The following is a 16002-nucleotide window of genomic DNA, read 5'->3' on the forward strand; positions in this document are numbered from 1 at the left end:
CGCGGTGGGTCCTCCGGATCGGCTTCGCCGACCGAAGGATGACAGCCCTTGGTCAGGCAGCCTTGGAGCTGGCGCCCGCTTCCTGCAGCTCGATGATCCGCCTCACCGTCCCGACCCCGATGATCAGAATGCCCGTGAAGGTATTGATCTCGACCCGCATGCGCCGACGGATGCGCAGGTTGCCCTGGCCGTCGGTCTGCACCATGCCGGCGGCCTCCGCATCGCGCAGCATCCGCTGGAAATGCGCCCGCGAGGCGCCGGAACGACGGGCGAGATCCGAGATGCTGATCGGAAACCACGCGGCCGTGGGCCATGTCTCGCCCGGCGGGGCGGCATGGATCAGCTGCCAGAACATCGGCATGCCGTTCCGCCGCTTGGAGAAGACATCCATGGTCGGATCGGTGTTCTGGCGGTGGATCAGCGCCGAGGTCAGCTGGGCGTCGCTGGCGGCGATCACGAAGCGGTCGAACGTCGCGTCGTCCCGGGCCAGCTGGTCGGCATAGCCTTCCAGGTGAGGGTCGACCCCGGCGGTGATGCGCACCTGCCGGACAAAGTGAGCGCGGAACGCCGACCGCAGGCGAGCGGTCGGGCGAAAGCGCCGTTCCCGCCGGTCATCGCTGCTCGCTTCAGGCTCGATGTAGCCGATGAAGCGCAGATAGGCGAAGGCGGCGTGCGACCAGGTGCGGCTGCCATAGCCGACCGCCTCGGCCAGGGCGTTGAACCGGGCGATGGTCAGGCCGCCGGGCTGGGCATAGAGGCCCAGCGTCCAGATGCCGGCCGCGAACCGGGTGACGTCGCGCAGGGCATGGATGACAACGCCGCTGTCCGCCCGCTCCGGCAGGCCCATCTCCATCAGGCCGATGGCCGCCGCCCGATAGCCGGGCTCTTTCCAGACCCGCGACAGATTGGCTTCGGTCAGCGGCCCGACGACCAGGTCGAGGATCTCGTCGGTGACCACATGGGCGGGCACGGAAGCCCCGGCCCGGCGCGCCGCGCGCAGGCTCTGGTCGCGCCGGATGACCGCGACCTTCGCGGCAAGCTTCTCGTCGCTGATCGCCATCGCCGCCCCACGAACCTCAAGCGGTCCGCCCCTGCCCGACTCCCCGGACCGGGCGACCCTAGTCCCGAAAACCAAAGTTCCGCAAACGACCACCCGTTTCGAGTGTAGACGCGCGGCTGGACATTTTTTCGGGGGCGTTGTCGGTTCAGGCCAAAGCCGCCCGTCCTAGGGCTGTCACCGGAGGCCAAGCCCATGCTCTACGCGATATTCTGCTACAATCAGGAAGACGTCGTCGGCTCCTGGAGCCAGGAGGAGGACGAGCGCGTCATGGTCGCCCTCGGCGCCGTGCAGGACCGCCTGTCCGCCGCCGGCAAGCTCGGCCCCGTCGCCCGCCTGCTGCCGACCACCGCCGCCACCACCCTGCGCAAAGGCGACGAGCCGCTGGTCATCGACGGCCCCTTCGCCGAGACCAAGGAACAGCTGCTGGGCTTCTACGTCGTCAACGTCGCTGACCTGGACGAAGCCCTGGCCATCGCCAAGGACCTCGCCAAGGCCAACCCGGGCCTCGGCAGCTACGAGATCCGCCCGATGGCCGTCTTCCACCCCGGCGGGGACGTGGGCAGCCTCTGATGACCGATCCGGCCTGGATCCAGTCGGCCCTGACCTCGGCCCGCCCCCAGGCGGTCGGCGCCCTGCTGCGCTATTTCCGCGACCTGGACACCGCCGAGGAAGCCTTTCAGGACGCCTGCCTGCGGGCCCTGCGCACCTGGCCGGATAAGGGCCCGCCGCGCGATCCGACCGCCTGGCTGATCATGGTCGGCCGCAATGCCGGCATCGATCAGGTCCGCAAGCTCAGCCGCCAGACCGCCCTGCCCGACGAGGAACAGATCAGCGACCTCGACGACGCCGAACCCGACCTGGCCGAGCGCCTCGACGGCGCCGACTACCGCGACGACGTCCTGCGGCTGATGTTCATCTGCTGCCACCCGGCCCTGCCGCCGACCCAGCAGATCGCGCTCGCCCTGCGTATCGTCAGCGGCCTGACCGTGCGCCAGATCGCCAAGGCCTTCCTGGTCGGCGAGGCGGCCATGGAGCAGCGCATCACCCGCGCCAAGGCCCGCATCGCCGCCGCCGGCACCAGCTTCGAGACCCCCGGCGCCGTCGAGCGCTCCGAACGCCTGGCCGCCGTCGCGGCCATGACTTACCTGATCTTCAACGAAGGCTATTCGGCCGGCCGGGATGACGAGGACAAGGGCCAGCTGGCCGGCGAGGCCATCCGCCTGGGCCGCCTGCTGCTGCGCCTGTTCCAGACCGAGCCGGAGATCATGGGCCTAACCGCCCTGATGCTGCTGCAGCAGTCCCGCGCCGACGCCCGCTTCGACAAGGACGGCGAGGTCATCCTGCTCGACGACCAGGACCGGTCGCTGTGGAACCGCAAGCTGATCGCTGAGGGCCTGGCCCTGATCGACAAGGCCATGCGCCATGCCCAGCCCGGCTCCTACCAGGTCCAGGCCGCCATCGCCGCCCTGCACGCCCGCGCCGCCACCCCCGCCGACACCGACTGGCAGCAGATCGACGCCCTCTACGCCAACCTCGAACGCCTCCATCCCTCGCCGGTCGTCACCCTCAACCGCGCCGTCGCCGTCGCCAAGACCGCCGGCCCCGAGGCGGCCCTGGCCCTGGTCGACCCCCTCGCCGACCGCCTCTCCGGCTACTTCCATTTCCACGGCCTGCGCGGCTGGCTGCTGACCCAGCTCGGCCGCAAGCCCGAAGCCCGCGAAGCCTTCGACCGCGCCATCGGCCTGGCCGGCAGCCTGGCGGAAGCGACCCACATCCGCCGGCAGATCGACAGCCTGCTGGCGGGGTGAAAGCCGCCCTCATCCTCCCCCGTACGCGCTTCGCGCTACGGGGGAGGATAGAAAACCCACCTCTACCCCTTGCATCTCCGCGCTCACGTAACAAATAAAGTTACATGAAACGCAGCAGCCGCACCTCGGTCGCCCTCCACCTCCTCGCCCACATGGCCGCCAAGCCGGACGAGCCGGTGGTTTCCGAAACCCTCGCCGCCTGGGCCGACACCAATCCGGTCGTCGTCCGCCGCACCTTCGCCGGCCTGCGCGAGGCCGGCATCCTGGCCTCGACCAAGGGGGCCGGCGGCGGCTGGCGGCTGGCCCGGCCGGCCGGGCAGATCACCCTGGCGCAGATCCAGGCCGCTCTGGGCGAGACCCTGGTCGCCTTCGACCCGGCCGAGGAGTCGCCCGGCTGCCTCGTCGAACGGGCCGTCAACGACATCCTTGCGGACGTCCGGCGCGAGGTCGAGACCCTGCTGGCCGCCCGCCTGTCCCGCATCACCCTGGCCGACCTCGCCGCCGACGTGGCGCGGCGCGGCGGCGTCCGTCTGGAGATCCACCCATGACCCTCCCCCCGTCCTCGCATGACGTCATCGTCGTCGGCGGCAGCTTTGCCGGCCTGTCGGCCGCCCTGCAGCTGGCCCGCGCCCGCCGCCGGGTGCTGGTCATCGACGCCGGCCTGCCGCGCAACCGCTTCGCCGACGCCGCCCACGGCTTCCTCGGCCACGACGGCAAGGCCCCGGCCGAGATCATGCGCGAGGGCCGCCGCCAGCTCGAAGCCTATCCCACCGTCGAATGGCTGACCGGCGAGGCGGTGGAGGCGACCGGCGCGATCGGCGACTTCGTCCTGCGCACCGCCGACGGACGAGACCTCCATGCCCGCCGCCTGATCCTGGCCGTCGGCGTTCGCGACACCCTCCCCGACATTCCCGGCCTTCGCGAGCGCTGGGGCGCCAGCGTCCTCCATTGCCCCTACTGCCACGGCTTCGAACTGCGCGACCGGCCGCTCGGCGTGCTGGCCGGCCACCCGATGTCGGCCCACCAGGCGGCCATGCTGCCCGACTGGGGCCCGACCACCTACTTCGGCCAGGGCCTCTTCGAGCCTGACGCCGACCAGGCCGCCCTGCTGGCCGCCCGCGGCGCGGCCATCGAACGCTCCCCCATCGTCGAACTCCTGGGACCGGCGCCGGAGCTGGAAGCGGTGCGGCTGGCCGACGGCCGCCTGCTGCCCCTGGCCGGCCTGTTCATCGCCCCCAAGACCCAGCTCGCCTCGCCCCTGGCCGCCGATCTCGGCTGCGCCTTCGCCGACGGCATGACCGGCCCCTATGTCCTGGTCGACGACATGAAGGCCACCAACGTCCCCGGCGTCTTCGCGGCCGGCGACGCCACCCGCCAGATGCACAACGCCACCTTCGCCTCGGCCGACGGCGTCATGGCCGGCGTGGCCGTCCACCAGTCCCTCATGCACGACGCGCTCAAGGCCGCCTGAAGATCTATAATGGTCCGCCGCTTCGATAAGCGCCGCCCGGCGACCGAACCGCGATTCCCCGACGCTTTCGCCATGGTTTTGTCGGCGCCCCCCCACTCCACCACCCACAGATACCCGGCACGACCCCTGCAGAAACCGAACCTGACCCCTACGAAATCCGCACCCCCTCGAAAACATAAAACCTTCTTTTTCAACAGCTTATCGACCCCCGACGGATTTTAAGACCCCCCTGTCGGATTCACCGCCTCCCGGCCGTCCTTAGGTTTTCTACAGGAGACGCCCATGACCGACGCCCTCACCCAAGCCAACGCCAAGGCCGGCCTCGAGCCCGGCGTGGTGCCCTACATCATCATCGAGCGCGCGGCCGAGGCGGTCGCCTTCTACAAGCAGGCCTTCGCCGCCGAGGAAGTCGGCGTCATTCCGGCCGAGGACGGCAAGCGCCTGATCCACGCCCAGCTGACCATCAACGGCGGCTCGGTCATGCTCAACGACCCCTTCCCCGAGCATGGCCACGCCGCCGCGCCCCTGACCTGCCTGATCATGCAACTGCTGGTCGACGACGCCCAGGCGTGGTTCGATCGCGCCGTGAAGGCCGGCTGCGCCCCGACCGTGCCGGTCGAGCTGATGTTCTGGGGCGACAAATGGGGGACGGCGACCGACCCCTTCGGCGTGCAGTGGGCATTCAACGAGAATGGCAATAAGGCCGGCTAAGTGCCTGCATCATCAGATTTTTGGGACGAAGACCATGCTCAAGATCATCCTCATCATCCTCGGCCTGCTCGTGCTCGCCGTCATCGGCCTGGTGGCCTTCGCCAGCACCAAGCCCGACACCTTCATCATCCAGCGCAGCACCACGATCAACGCTCCGCCGGAGAAGGTCTACGCCCTGATCCAGGACTTCCATCAGTGGGGTCAGTGGTCGCCGTTCGAGAAGCTCGACGCCGACATGAAGCGCACCTACGGCGAGCCGGCGGCGGGCCTGGGCGGAACCTACGCCTGGGAGGGCAAGAACGCCGGGGTCGGAAAGATGACCATCAATGAGGCCAGTCCCGGCCGCCGGGTGGCCATCGCGCTGGACTTCACCAAGCCCTTCCCGGCCAACAACACCGCCACCTTCGATCTCGAACCGGTCGGCGAAGGGACCAGGGTGACCTGGGCGATGACCGGCAAGTCGCCCCTGATGTTCAAGGTCATGGACACCCTGATGGGCATGGACAAGACCCTCGGCAAGGACTTCGACAAGGGCCTGGCCGACATGAAGGCCGCCGCCGAAAAGTGACCGGCTCTGCCTCCCTTCCGCCACATCCGGCGCCCAGCCTTGGTGGTGCGGAAGGGAGAAAGCTCTAGGCGGGACGCGAAAAACTTCAAACGTCGTTCGCCCGAACGGCGCAGTAGCATCTAGCGCTCTCGCCACTATGCGGCTAAATCCACCGGTCGATGCCGCCATCGTGGCGGAATTCTGGGCCGCCATCTGGCGGTCACTACTCTACTAGGACGACTACATGGCGCGCGGTACGGTCAAATGGTTCAACGGAGCCAAGGGTTTTGGCTTCATCCAACCCGATGACGGGGGCAGCGATGTCTTCGTCCACATCTCGGCGGTCGAGCAAGCTGGCCTGCACGGCCTGAACGACGGCGATCTGGTCAACTACGAGCTGGAACAGGACCGCCGCAGCGGCAAGCTGTCGGCCGGCCAACTGGTTGTCACCGGCAGCGGCCCGCCCCCGGCCGGCGGCGCCCGTGGCGGCGGCGGCGGCTTCGACCGCCCGCAACGCTCGTTCGACCGTCCGCCGCGCTCCTTCGACGGCCCCCGCGCCGGCGGTGGCGGCGGCTCGCGTGAACCGGCCGGTCCGGGTTCGGGCGTGGTCAAGTGGTTCAACGGCACCAAGGGCTTCGGCTTCATCCAACCGAACGACGGTGGCGGCGACGTGTTCGTCCACATCTCGGCGGTCGAACAGGCCGGTCTGCGTGGCCTGAACGAAGGCCAGGCCGTCTCCTACGACCTCGAGCAGGATCGTCGCAGCGGCAAGACCTCGGCGACCAACCTCAAGCTCGACTAAGAGCTTTTGAGGGCCGGTTCTCCAGCGAGAGCCGGCCCTTTCTCTTCCTGACCGTTTTCGGGTGAGCCACCACGTGACTCCTGCCCTCTCCGCCGCGCCGGTGCTCGAAACGGAGCGCCTAATCCTCCGCGGCCATACCCCCTCCGACTTCGACGACGGCCTGGCCCTGTGGAGCGATCCGCAGGTGACCCGCTTCATCGGCGGCCGCCCGGCCGCCCAGGAAGAAGTCTGGGCCCGCACCCTGCGCTACATCGGCCACTGGTCGGCCCTCGGCTACGGCTTCTGGGCCATTTTCGAGAAGGCCAGCGGCCGCTTCGTCGGCGAGGCCGGCTTCGCCGACTTCCACCGCGACATCTCCCCGGTCCTGACCGGCATGCCGGAGATGGGCTGGGCCCTGCAGCCCTGGGCCCACGGCAAAGGCTACGCCACCGAGGCCATCCAGGGCGCCATCGCCTGGGGCGACACGGTCTTCACCGCCCCCACCTGCTGCATCATCTCGCCGGGCAACGCCCCGTCGGTCCGGGTGGCCGAAAAGGTCGGCTTCAAGGAACTGGCCCACACCACCTACCACGACGAGCCGACGGTGATTTACCGGAGGGAACGGCCCTAGCGTCCTTCTCCCGCTTGTCGGGAGAAGGTGGCCCCGAAGGGGTCGGATGAGGGCAGCACCGGCTCCAAGTGACTACCGCACCGGCCTCAAGAGGTAGTGACTGACGCCCCACTCCTGCCCGTCGCGATGGCCGAACAGCCCGGCCGTGGCCAGGAAGAACAGCCGCCGGCGCCGCCGCCAGACCTCGGCCTCGTCGCCATAGGTCGCCTTCATGATCCGGCGCACGGCCAGGTCCTCGCGGTCCATGCTTGCTAACCAATCAAGCGCCGTCCGCTCATAGTGGCCGCCGTTCCATTTCCAGTCCTCCAGCACCTCGAACAGGTCGGAAAAGTCGCGGATCAGATCATGGCTGGGCATGAAGCCGCCGGTGAAGAAGTATTTGCCGATCCAGTCGTCCTGGTCCTCGTGGCTGAACCGGTAGGGCTGGGCGCGATGGCTGAAGATGTGGAGGAACAGCCTCCCCTCCGGTCGCAGCCAGTCGCGCACCCGGCCCAGCAGCTGGCCCCAGTTGGCCATGTGCTCGAACATCTCCACCGAGACCACCCGGTCGAACGTCCCCTCCGGCTGGAAGACATTGGCGTCGGCGGTGACGACCTTGAGGTTGTCGTAGCCCCGCTTCCGGGCCTGGGCCTCGATATGCAGGCGCTGGCCGTTGGAGTTGGAGACGCTGGTGATCCGCGCCTTGGGATAGCGGGCCGCCATCCACAGCGACAGCGAGCCCCAGCCGCAGCCGAGCTCAAGGATGTCCTGGCCGTCTTCCAGCCGGGCATGCTCGCAGGTCACCGCCAGGGCCCGGTCCTCGGCCTGGGACAGGGTGCGGGCGCCGTTGTCGTACAGGCAGCTGGAGTATTTCAGGCGCGGGCCCAGCACGAGGCGGAAGAACTCGGCCGGCACCTCATAGTGCTGGTCGTTGGCCGCCTGCGTGTGCTCGGCGATCGGCCGGCTGCGCATGTCCCGAGCGAACTGGCCGGGCAGATCGTCGGGCAGGTCCAGCAGGTCCAGCCGCTGCTTCTCGACCAGCCAGCTGATCGCCGCCTTGCGGATCAGGTCCGGCGCGGGAAGGCTCTCGGCGGCGTTGATGGCGGTTCTCAAGAGATCCATGGGAGCCTCAGGCTTTCGGGGGCAGTGGGAAGAAGGCGGAGACGCGGGCCTGGTAGTCGGCATAGGCCTGCCCACGGGACTTCAGCATGGCCTGCTCCAGCGGCGGCAGGCCGGACACCTTGATCAGCAGGAAGGCCATGAAGGCCGGCCCGATCAGCGCCAGCCAGCCCCAGGGCCAGCCGCCATCCGGTCCAATGGCCATCACCGGCCAGGCCAGCCAGATGGTCCATTCGAAGAAGTAGTTGGGATGCCGCGACCAGCCCCACAGGCCGACGTCACAGACCTTGCCCCTGTTGGCCGGATCGGCCTTGAACCGCGCCAGCTGGGCGTCGGCCAGGCTCTCCCCGGCGATGCCGCCGGCCAGGATCAGCCCCGCCGCGATGTCGCTCCAGACCAGCCCCGGAGCGGGATTGCGGGCGGCGACCAGGATGGCCAGGCAGAGCAGCGCGCCCGAAACCGCCTGCGCCTGCAGGAAGCCGAACATCCGCCTCTGGAAGTCCTTGCCCCAGGCCCTGCGGAAGCCGGCGTAGCGCGGATCCTCCGCCGCCCCGGCCACCCGCCGCCGCAGGTGCGCCCCCAGCCGCAGCGACCAGACCAGGACCAGCCCGCCGGCGATCCACTGCCGCGGCGTCGCCTCACCGAGCGGCCAGAGCGCGCAGGCCACGCCCGCCGGCCCCATGCCGAAGCTCCAGAAGACGTCCGTCCAGCCGCCGTTGGCCACGGCCCGCTGGTAGGACCAGGCGATGGCCATCCAGGCGCTCAAGCCCGCGGCGACAGCGACGGCGAGAAGGATCATGTCCTACCTACGCGCGCCGCTGGCGAATGGATGTGAGGGGTGCGCGTGGGCGGCGACGGGTTCGAACCGCCGACCCTCTCGGTGTAAACGAGATGCTCTAACCAGCTGAGCTAGCCGCCCGCGCCGGTGGGATGTAGCCGCAGAAACGCCGAAGCGAAAGCCTAGGGGTTGTAGTTGACCGTCTTGCTGGCCAGCCCACTGGCGTCGATCTCGCCAAAGCCCACCAGCAGGTCTTCGTTGCAGGTGTAGTCGGCGGTGTTGATCCGCTTGAACGGCCCGGGGCGCTCAACGCAGAGCTTGAAGTCGCCACCCCAGTCGCCGTCCGACTCATCCTCGGCGTAGTCGTAGATCTTGCCGTCGTTGGGCAGGCTCAGGGTGATGCAGCTGGCGCCGGCGATCTTCTTCCAGCCCTCGACGACCCAGCGGTCGGACCCCGGCGTCTCCTTGTAGCTGACCGCCAGATAGACGTTGCCGGAGGTCTTGTTGCAGAAGCTCAAGGCCACGTAGCCGGCCCGCGGCGTCGAGCCGAGGCCCTGATCCTGGGCCAGCGCCGGCGAAACAGCCAACAACAGCGCAGCCATCGCCACGCCGGAAAGTCTGGAAACGGACATGCTCATACCCCCGTAGGATCAGCCCCACAGTGATCACAAACGCATTCCGTAGGGTTGGCAAGACGCCGGCGGTTGCATCGCCGGGCGCCTGCGCCAAATGGTCAGCCGTTGAGCGCGGACTTCAGCCCCTCGCCCACCTGGAAGCGGGCGGTCTTGCTGGCCGGTCGCTTGACGGTCTCGCCGGTGCGCGGGTTGCGGGCCGTGCCGGCGGCGCGGGCGACGGCCTTGAAGGCGCCAAAGCCCACCAGACGCACATCCTCGCCCTTCTTCAGGGACGCGGTCACCGCCGCGGTAAAGGCTTCGAGGGCGGCTCCCGCCTGGGTCTTGTTCAGTCCCGCGCCGTCCGCGATCGCGGCGACCAGTTCGGCCTTCGTCATACGCAGTCTCCCAGCCAATAATCCGTTGTGCGGCGCGGTGTTCGCGTGGCGCGCGAGGCCCCTCGCCCAGCGCGATTATGAAGACTGTCGGCTAGCCGTCAAAACAAACGCGCCCCGGGTTGCCCCGGGGCGCGCACATTATCGACGTTCACATACCGTTGTTTACCCTTAGTGGGTAATCACGGCGTCCCCGTCGGCTTCTTCCACCTTCGCAGGCGCAACAACCGGCTCGTCGTCTTCCGACCATTCGATGGCCACCGGAGCGGCGATCAGAGCCCGGGCGATGGCCTCGTCGACGGTCGAGATCGGGACGATTTCGAGGGCGTCCTTCACCGTCTGCGGCACGTCGGCCAGGTCCTTCTCGTTCTCCTGCGGGATGAGGACGGTCTTGATCCCCGAGCGCAGGGCGGCCAGCAGCTTTTCCTTCAGGCCGCCGATCGGCAGGACGCGGCCGCGCAGGGTCACCTCGCCGGTCATGGCGATGTCCTTGCGGATCGGAATGCCGGTCAGCACCGAGATGATGGCGATGGCCATGGCGACACCGGCCGACGGCCCGTCCTTGGGCGTGGCGCCTTCCGGAACGTGCACGTGGACATCGGTCTTCTCGAAGGCCGGCGGCTTGATGCCGAACTTGGTCGAGCGCGACCGCACGTAGGAGTTCGCCGCGGCGATGGACTCCTTCATGACGTCCTTGAGGTTGCCGGTGATCGACATGCGGCCCTTGCCGGGCATCTTGACCGCCTCGATGGTCAGGATCTCGCCGCCGAACTCGGTCCAGGCCAGACCGGTGACGATACCGACCTGATCCTCCTCGTCCGTCTCGCCGTAGCGGTACTTCTGGATGCCGGCGTACTTGGCCAGGCGTTCATCGTCGATGGTGATCGACTTGACGTCCTCGCGGGCCAGGTCGCGCACGGTCTTCCGCGCCAGGTTGCCCAGTTCCCGCTCCAGCGACCGCACGCCGGCTTCCCGGGTGTAGTAGCGGATCAGGTCCTGGATGGCCTTGTCCGGCACGACGAAGTCCTCGGCCGACAGGCCGTGGTCCTTGGTCAGCTTGGGCAGCACGTGCCGCTTGGCGATCTCGATCTTCTCGGCCTCGGTGTAGCCGGGGATGCGGATGATCTCCATGCGGTCCAGCAGCGGCTGGGGCATGTTCAGGCTGTTGGCCGTGGTGACGAACATCGTCTGGCTGAGGTCATAGTCGACCTCCAGGTAGTGGTCGGCGAAGGTCGAGTTCTGCGCCGGGTCCAGCACCTCCAGCAGGGCCGAGGACGGATCGCCCCGGTAGTCGCTGCCCATCTTGTCGATCTCATCGAACAGGAAGAAGGGGTCGACCGCCTTGGCCTTCTTCATCGACTGGATGATCTTGCCGGGCATCGAGCCGATGTAGGTGCGGCGGTGGCCGCGGATCTCGGCCTCGTCGCGCACGCCGCCCAGGGACAGGCGCACGAACTCACGCCCGGTCGCCTTGGCGATCGAACGGCCGAGCGAGGTCTTGCCGACGCCGGGCGGACCGACGAGGCAGAGGATCGGACCTTTCAGCGAGTTGGTCCGGGCCTGGACGGCCAGGTACTCGAGGATCCGCTCCTTCACCTTCTCCAGGCCGTAGTGATCCTCTTCGAGGATGGCCTCGGCCCGGGCGATGTCGATCTTCTTGGGCTTGGCCTTGCCCCACGGAATGGACAGCAGCCAGTCGAGATAGTTGCGCACCACGGTGCTCTCGGCCGACATCGGGCTCATGTTGCGCAGCTTCTTCAGCTCGCCGTCGGCCTTGGTCCGCGCCTCTTTCGAGAGCTTGGTCTTCTTGATGCGCTTTTCGAGTTCGATGAGTTCGTCGCGACCGTCGTCCTGGTCGCCCAGCTCGCGCTGGATCGCCTTCATCTGCTCGTTCAGGTAATACTCGCGCTGGGTCTTCTCCATCTGCCGCTTCACGCGGCTGCGGATCTTCTTCTCGACCTGCAGGACGGAAATCTCGCCTTCCATCAGCGAGAACACCTTCTCCAGACGCTTCACGACGTTGAACAGCTCCAGCAGCTGCTGCTTGTCGCCGATCTTCACCGACAGGTGGGCGGCGATGCTGTCGGCCAGCTTGCCGGGTTCGGTGATGTGCGGGATCGACGCCAGGGCTTCCGGCGGGATCTTCTTGTTGAGCTTGACGTAGGCCTCGAACTGCTCGGCCACGGCGCGGCTGAGGGCTTCGGCCTCGTGCTCTTCGCCGTCGTCCTCGTCGAGAATGGCGGCCTCGGCCTCGTAGAAGTCCTCCGAGCCGATGAAGCGGGTGACGGCCGCGCGCTGCTTGCCCTCGACCAGCACCTTGACGGTGCCGTCGGGCAGTTTCAGCAGCTGCAGCACGGTGGCCACGACGCCGACGTCATAGATGGCCTCGGGCAACGGATCGTCGTCCGCGCTGTTCTTCTGGGTGGCCAGCAGGATCTGCTTGTCGCCGCGCATCACTTCTTCAAGGGCGCGGACGGATTTCTCGCGGCCCACGAACAGGGGCACGACCATATGGGGAAACACAACGATGTCCCGAAGCGGCAACACCGGAAGGGTACGAAGTTCTGACATTTACCTGTCTCCTGCCCGCGACCCGATAATCGGCGTCGCGGCGTACACGTTCCGTTACGAACGAGTACGATTGAGAAGATAGTTGGGCGCTTCGCAGGCGCATTCAAGCCGACCCCCTGTCACAGGCGGGGATAAGCGCCGAAAGAATCAGGAAAAATCGCGTGATATCGCCCTTGCGGCGGCGATCTTCGCGCCCTGGGCTAGTCCTCGGCCGGCTGGCGGCGCTGGGCCGGCCAGACCTGCTCGATCACCGCCCAGATGATGGAGCCGGCCAGGGCGACGAAGGCGCCCAGCCACTGGGCCAGGTTCATGCCCTCGGCGGCCTTGGAGCCGATGAGCCAGGCGACGAGGAACACGGTGGCGCCGGACAGCCAGCGGGCGGAGAAGGCGGCGCGGATCAGCTGGTTCATGAAAGACGCTCACGGGGCGCTGTGGGAGGCGACCCAAATAGGGGAAGCAGACCCGGCTGTCGCTGCGACACGGCCCCGCACCTTGACAGCCGGCCCTTTATATTGCCATTTGGCTATATTGAAGGAAGGCAATGCATGACGCCTGCCACGGACGACCCTCTGGACCGCCTGTTCGGCGCCCTGGCCGACCCGACCCGCCGCGCCATCCTGGCCCGCATCGCCGGCCGCGAAGCGACGGTGAACCAGCTGGTCGACGCCTTCGACCTGGCGCAGCCGACCATCTCCAAACACCTCAAGGTGCTGGAACGCGCAGGCCTCATCACCCGCGGCCGCGAGGCCCAGTTCCGCCCGGTGCGGCTGGACGCTCAGGGTCTGGCCGGCGTCGACGCCTGGCTCGGCGACTACCGGCGCTTCTGGGAAGAGAGCTTCGAGCGGCTGGACGATTATGTGAAATAACTCAAGGACAAGGACGCCAAAGATGAGTGACGACACGAACGTCGAAGCCCGCACCCTGACCATCGTGCGGGTGTTCAACGCCCCCGCCCGGCTGCTGTTCAAGGCCCACGCCGAGCGCGAGCACATCATGCAGTGGTTCGGCCCAGTCGGCTGGCCGGTGACCATGTGCGAGATGGACTTCCGGGTCGGCGGCCGGTGGCGGATGGCGATGACCGGCTCCACCGGCGTGCAGAACCCGGCCTTCGGCGGCACCTATCTGGAGATCGTGCCGGACAGGCTCATCAAGTGGGACAACGGCTTCGAGATGCCGGGCGCCGAGCGGATGGTGACGACCATCACCTTCGACGAGCTGGACGGAAAGACGACCGTGACCTCGAAGACCGTCTTCGCCTCGGCCCGCATGTACGCCGAGCATGTCGGCGCCGGCTTCGAGCAGGGAACCAACTCCGGCCTCGACCAGCTGGAGCGCCATGTCGCGCTGATGGCGGCCTAGAGTCCCCTGCCCTCTAGCGCCGCGATCAGGGCGGCGCTGTTGCCGGGCGGGATCAGCGTCAGCCCCGGCTGCGGGTCCAGGCCACAGGCCGGGGTGGCGATCACCGGCACGCCGGCCGCCAGGGCCCCGAGCAGGCGGCGCGGGTTGTCCTCGACCACGGCCGGCTGGACCACGGCGGCGACGCCGTCCAGCCAGTCGGCGCCAGGGCCGAGGGTCTTCACCCCGTCCCAGAAATCCGCCCCCTCCAGCGCCGATCCGGCCAGCACCACCTCGAGGTCCAACGCCCTGGCCGCCTCGCGCACCGCCCAGGCGCCCTTGCGGGCCGCCGTCGGCCCCGGAAAAGCGATCCGCCGGCCCTGCGCCGCGGTCGCCGGACGCCGCTGCGGCGCGATCCAGGCCAGGCGCTCGGCCCGCTCGCCGAACAGGGCGGCGACGGCGGCGTGCGGCGTCAGGATCCGGTGCGCCGCAGCCAACGCCTGGGCCTCGGCGGCGACCAGGGCCGGATCGGCGCGAAAATCAGCCAGGCTGGCCTGCTCCGGCGCGGCGCCATGCGCCTCGTCGAGCCGCGCCTGCAGCACCCCCATCGGCGCGCGGGTCATCAGCACGCTGAAGCGCCGCCCGCCAAGCCGCCCACGCCGCCACAGGCAGGGGAGCAGGCTCTGGGCGACGACGATGTCCAGGTCGTCCGGCGTCAGCAGCCGCTCCAGCGAGCGGGCGATGGTCTCGGCCCCGTCCAGCTCCGCCCGCCGCCGCGCCGGCCCTTGGGCGCTGAGCCGCCGCACCGCCGCCGATCGTCCCAGCGCCGCCAGCATGGCGTCCCGCGTCCGCCCCGCCGGCGCTCCAGCCCAGGCGTAACGCGCCATCCGCCACCGCCCGCCATCGAGTGGCAGGCCAAGCAGGTCCTTGGGCCCGGCCCGCTGCGCCCACAGCGCCTGGAACTCCGGCCAGGCCTCGTCGACCAGCCAGACCTGACGGGCCGAGGCCGTCGCCGGGCTTGGTCCCTCATGCCGATAGCAGCTGATCTGTTGGCAGCTGTCGCAGCTGCGCGCCTCCCGCGTCGGCCCCCTCCCCGGCTCGGCGCAGCCTTTTGGCGCGACCGCGCCTTCACCGGGCGGCCCGCTGAACCGCACGATCAGCTCGCCCTCGGTCAGCCGCGTCTCGATGTGCAGCGGCGTGGCGTGGGCGAACCGCAGGTCGACATAGTTCCAGGCCACGGTGGCGTCGCGCCCGTGCGTCGAGGCCGAACCGGGCACGATCTTGGAATGGCCATGCCGCTCGAGGATCTCGCATCCGGCCCGCTGGGCCACGTCATAGAGGGCGTTCGACAGCTGGCAGAGGCCGCCGCCGACCGCCGGCACCAGGCAGCCCTCCTGGATCATCCGGCCATCGACATAGCCGCGCCGCCGGGTGGCCTTGCCGACCACCCGCCAGAAGCTGAACACCTGCCCGGGCTTCAACATCCCCGAGCCGATCGCCGCCGTGGCGCGCCGCAGGTTCTCGACCTTGCCGCGCTGGTGGCGATGTTCCCGCGAGCGCTCGTCGGTCCACAGGCCGCTGCGCGCCTCGGCCAGCAACACATAGTCGGCCGGCTTGGGTCCGGGCGTCAGGGGTTTGAGCCCCGCCGTCAGGTTGATCAGCCCGCGCCGCGCCCGGAAGGCCAGCACCTTGGCCGTGAACACCGCCCCCGACAGCCGGCTCGGCCGCTCCCACCAGTCGAGGTCACTCCCCGCCAGCTCGGACTCGGCAACGAGGCTGCCCTGATCAGGAATGTGGCTCATCCGCCCCCACCGTTCGTCCCGACGATAACCCGCCCCCTTGCCGCCCGCTACCGCGTCAGAGCGCCCGCTTCTGCAAGGCCAGGCCGATGCCGAAGGCGACCAGCAAGGCGCCTGTCACCCCGTCCAGCCAGCGGACCACGGCGGTCTTTTTCAACCAGCGCCCGAGGGGCCGGGTCGCCGCGATCAAGGCGCCGAACCAGACCACCGTCTGCAGCCCATGCACCCCCGCCAGCAGCAGGCTCCAGCCAAGCGTGTCGGCCCCCGCCGGAATGAACTGCGGCAGGAAGCTGACGTAGAAGACACCGACCTTGGGATTGAGCAGATTGGTCATCAGCCCCCGCAGGAACCAGCCCGCCGTCGAACTGGCCGCCGCCGAGGGGCCGGCCTCATGCGGGCCGCCGCC

General features: G+C 68.7%; 19 protein-coding genes, 1 tRNA gene and 1 pseudogene (1 of these 21 only partly in view). 11 read left to right on the plus strand and 10 right to left on the minus strand.

The features are described 5' to 3' along the window. Positions 1–52 precede the first annotated feature (52 nt). Complete coding sequence (locus AC1RSK_RS07235) at positions 53–1060, minus strand: hypothetical protein (protein WP_492906826.1); 1008 nt, start codon at positions 1058–1060, stop codon at positions 53–55. Between the two features lie 192 nt (positions 1061–1252). Between AC1RSK_RS07235 and AC1RSK_RS07240 the strand changes: the two genes are divergently transcribed. The 9 genes and pseudogenes from AC1RSK_RS07240 (at position 1253) to AC1RSK_RS07280 (ending at position 7009) form a co-directional block, all read left to right on the plus strand. Beyond that, complete coding sequence (locus tag AC1RSK_RS07240) at positions 1253–1630, plus strand: YciI family protein (RefSeq protein WP_492906827.1); 378 nt, start codon at positions 1253–1255, stop codon at positions 1628–1630. Next, on the plus strand, positions 1630–2868 hold the full coding sequence (locus tag AC1RSK_RS07245) for an RNA polymerase sigma factor (RefSeq protein ID WP_492906828.1): 1239 nt from the start codon (positions 1630–1632) through the stop codon (positions 2866–2868). The genes AC1RSK_RS07240 and AC1RSK_RS07245 overlap by 1 nt, the downstream gene beginning before the upstream one ends. A 104-nt stretch (positions 2869–2972) precedes the next feature. Further along, on the plus strand, positions 2973–3416 hold the full coding sequence (locus AC1RSK_RS07250) for an RrF2 family transcriptional regulator (RefSeq protein ID WP_492906829.1): 444 nt from the start codon (positions 2973–2975) through the stop codon (positions 3414–3416). Next, positions 3413–4339 carry an NAD(P)/FAD-dependent oxidoreductase gene (locus AC1RSK_RS07255; protein ID WP_492906830.1) on the plus strand — a complete coding sequence of 309 codons (927 nt, stop codon included), beginning with the start codon at positions 3413–3415 and terminating at the stop codon, positions 4337–4339. Before AC1RSK_RS07250 ends, AC1RSK_RS07255 begins: the two co-directional genes overlap by 4 nt. A 282-nt stretch (positions 4340–4621) precedes the next feature. Continuing rightward, complete coding sequence (locus tag AC1RSK_RS07260; protein ID WP_492906831.1) at positions 4622–5050, plus strand: VOC family protein; 429 nt, start codon at positions 4622–4624, stop codon at positions 5048–5050. 34 nt (positions 5051–5084) lie between these two features. After that, positions 5085–5618, plus strand: a complete 534-nt coding sequence (locus AC1RSK_RS07265; protein ID WP_492906832.1) for an SRPBCC family protein — start codon at positions 5085–5087, stop codon at positions 5616–5618. A gap of 223 nt (positions 5619–5841) precedes the next feature. Then, positions 5842–6039: pseudogene (locus AC1RSK_RS07270) on the plus strand (cold-shock protein); the annotation flags it as partial. 162 nt (positions 6040–6201) lie between these two features. Further along, the gene (locus AC1RSK_RS07275) at positions 6202–6399 is read left to right on the plus strand and encodes a cold-shock protein (protein WP_492906876.1); all 198 of its coding nucleotides are present in this window, start codon (positions 6202–6204) and stop codon (positions 6397–6399) included. A gap of 73 nt (positions 6400–6472) precedes the next feature. After that, complete coding sequence (locus AC1RSK_RS07280; protein ID WP_492906833.1) at positions 6473–7009, plus strand: GNAT family N-acetyltransferase; 537 nt, start codon at positions 6473–6475, stop codon at positions 7007–7009. A 72-nt stretch (positions 7010–7081) separates the two neighbouring features. Here AC1RSK_RS07280 and AC1RSK_RS07285 read toward each other — a convergent pair whose 3' ends face one another. The 7 genes from AC1RSK_RS07285 to AC1RSK_RS07315 form a co-directional block, all read right to left on the minus strand. After that, positions 7082–8110, minus strand: a complete 1029-nt coding sequence (locus AC1RSK_RS07285; protein WP_492906834.1) for an SAM-dependent methyltransferase — start codon at positions 8108–8110, stop codon at positions 7082–7084. A gap of 7 nt (positions 8111–8117) precedes the next feature. Further along, positions 8118–8906 carry a DUF1295 domain-containing protein gene (locus AC1RSK_RS07290; protein WP_492906835.1) on the minus strand — a complete coding sequence of 263 codons (789 nt, stop codon included), beginning with the start codon at positions 8904–8906 and terminating at the stop codon, positions 8118–8120. A 46-nt stretch (positions 8907–8952) separates the two neighbouring features. Continuing rightward, a tRNA-Val gene (locus tag AC1RSK_RS07295) sits at positions 8953–9026 on the minus strand. A gap of 41 nt (positions 9027–9067) precedes the next feature. Continuing rightward, on the minus strand, positions 9068–9517 hold the full coding sequence (locus AC1RSK_RS07300) for a DUF1036 domain-containing protein (RefSeq protein ID WP_492906836.1): 450 nt from the start codon (positions 9515–9517) through the stop codon (positions 9068–9070). A 101-nt stretch (positions 9518–9618) separates the two neighbouring features. Beyond that, entirely contained in the window at positions 9619–9894 is a 276-nt protein-coding gene (locus AC1RSK_RS07305) for an HU family DNA-binding protein (protein ID WP_492906837.1), read from the minus strand. 168 nt (positions 9895–10062) lie between these two features. Beyond that, a complete protein-coding gene (gene lon, locus AC1RSK_RS07310) occupies positions 10063–12462 on the minus strand; it encodes an endopeptidase La (RefSeq protein WP_492906838.1) in 2400 nt (799 codons plus the stop codon). Between the two features lie 200 nt (positions 12463–12662). Next, on the minus strand, positions 12663–12872 hold the full coding sequence (locus AC1RSK_RS07315) for a hypothetical protein (RefSeq protein ID WP_492906839.1): 210 nt from the start codon (positions 12870–12872) through the stop codon (positions 12663–12665). 135 nt (positions 12873–13007) lie between these two features. Between AC1RSK_RS07315 and AC1RSK_RS07320 the strand changes: the two genes are divergently transcribed. Further along, positions 13008–13328 carry an ArsR/SmtB family transcription factor gene (locus AC1RSK_RS07320; protein WP_492906840.1) on the plus strand — a complete coding sequence of 107 codons (321 nt, stop codon included), beginning with the start codon at positions 13008–13010 and terminating at the stop codon, positions 13326–13328. 22 nt (positions 13329–13350) lie between these two features. Then, entirely contained in the window at positions 13351–13821 is a 471-nt protein-coding gene (locus AC1RSK_RS07325) for an SRPBCC domain-containing protein (RefSeq protein ID WP_492906841.1), read from the plus strand. Here the strand turns inward: AC1RSK_RS07325 and AC1RSK_RS07330 are convergent. Both AC1RSK_RS07330 and AC1RSK_RS07335 read right to left on the minus strand, forming a co-directional pair. After that, complete coding sequence (locus AC1RSK_RS07330) at positions 13818–15599, minus strand: VanW family protein (protein WP_492906842.1); 1782 nt, start codon at positions 15597–15599, stop codon at positions 13818–13820. The two genes, AC1RSK_RS07325 and AC1RSK_RS07330, sit on opposite strands and share 4 nt — an antisense overlap. Positions 15600–15654: 55 nt before the next feature. Beyond that, positions 15655–16002, minus strand: partial view of a LysE family translocator gene (locus tag AC1RSK_RS07335; RefSeq protein ID WP_492906843.1) — the 3' portion only. It continues 294 nt past the right edge of the window; only the last 348 of its 642 coding nucleotides appear in the window; the start codon falls outside the window, past its right edge; its stop codon occupies positions 15655–15657.

This window comes from Caulobacter sp. GW821-FHT11A05 (assembly GCF_058809015.1).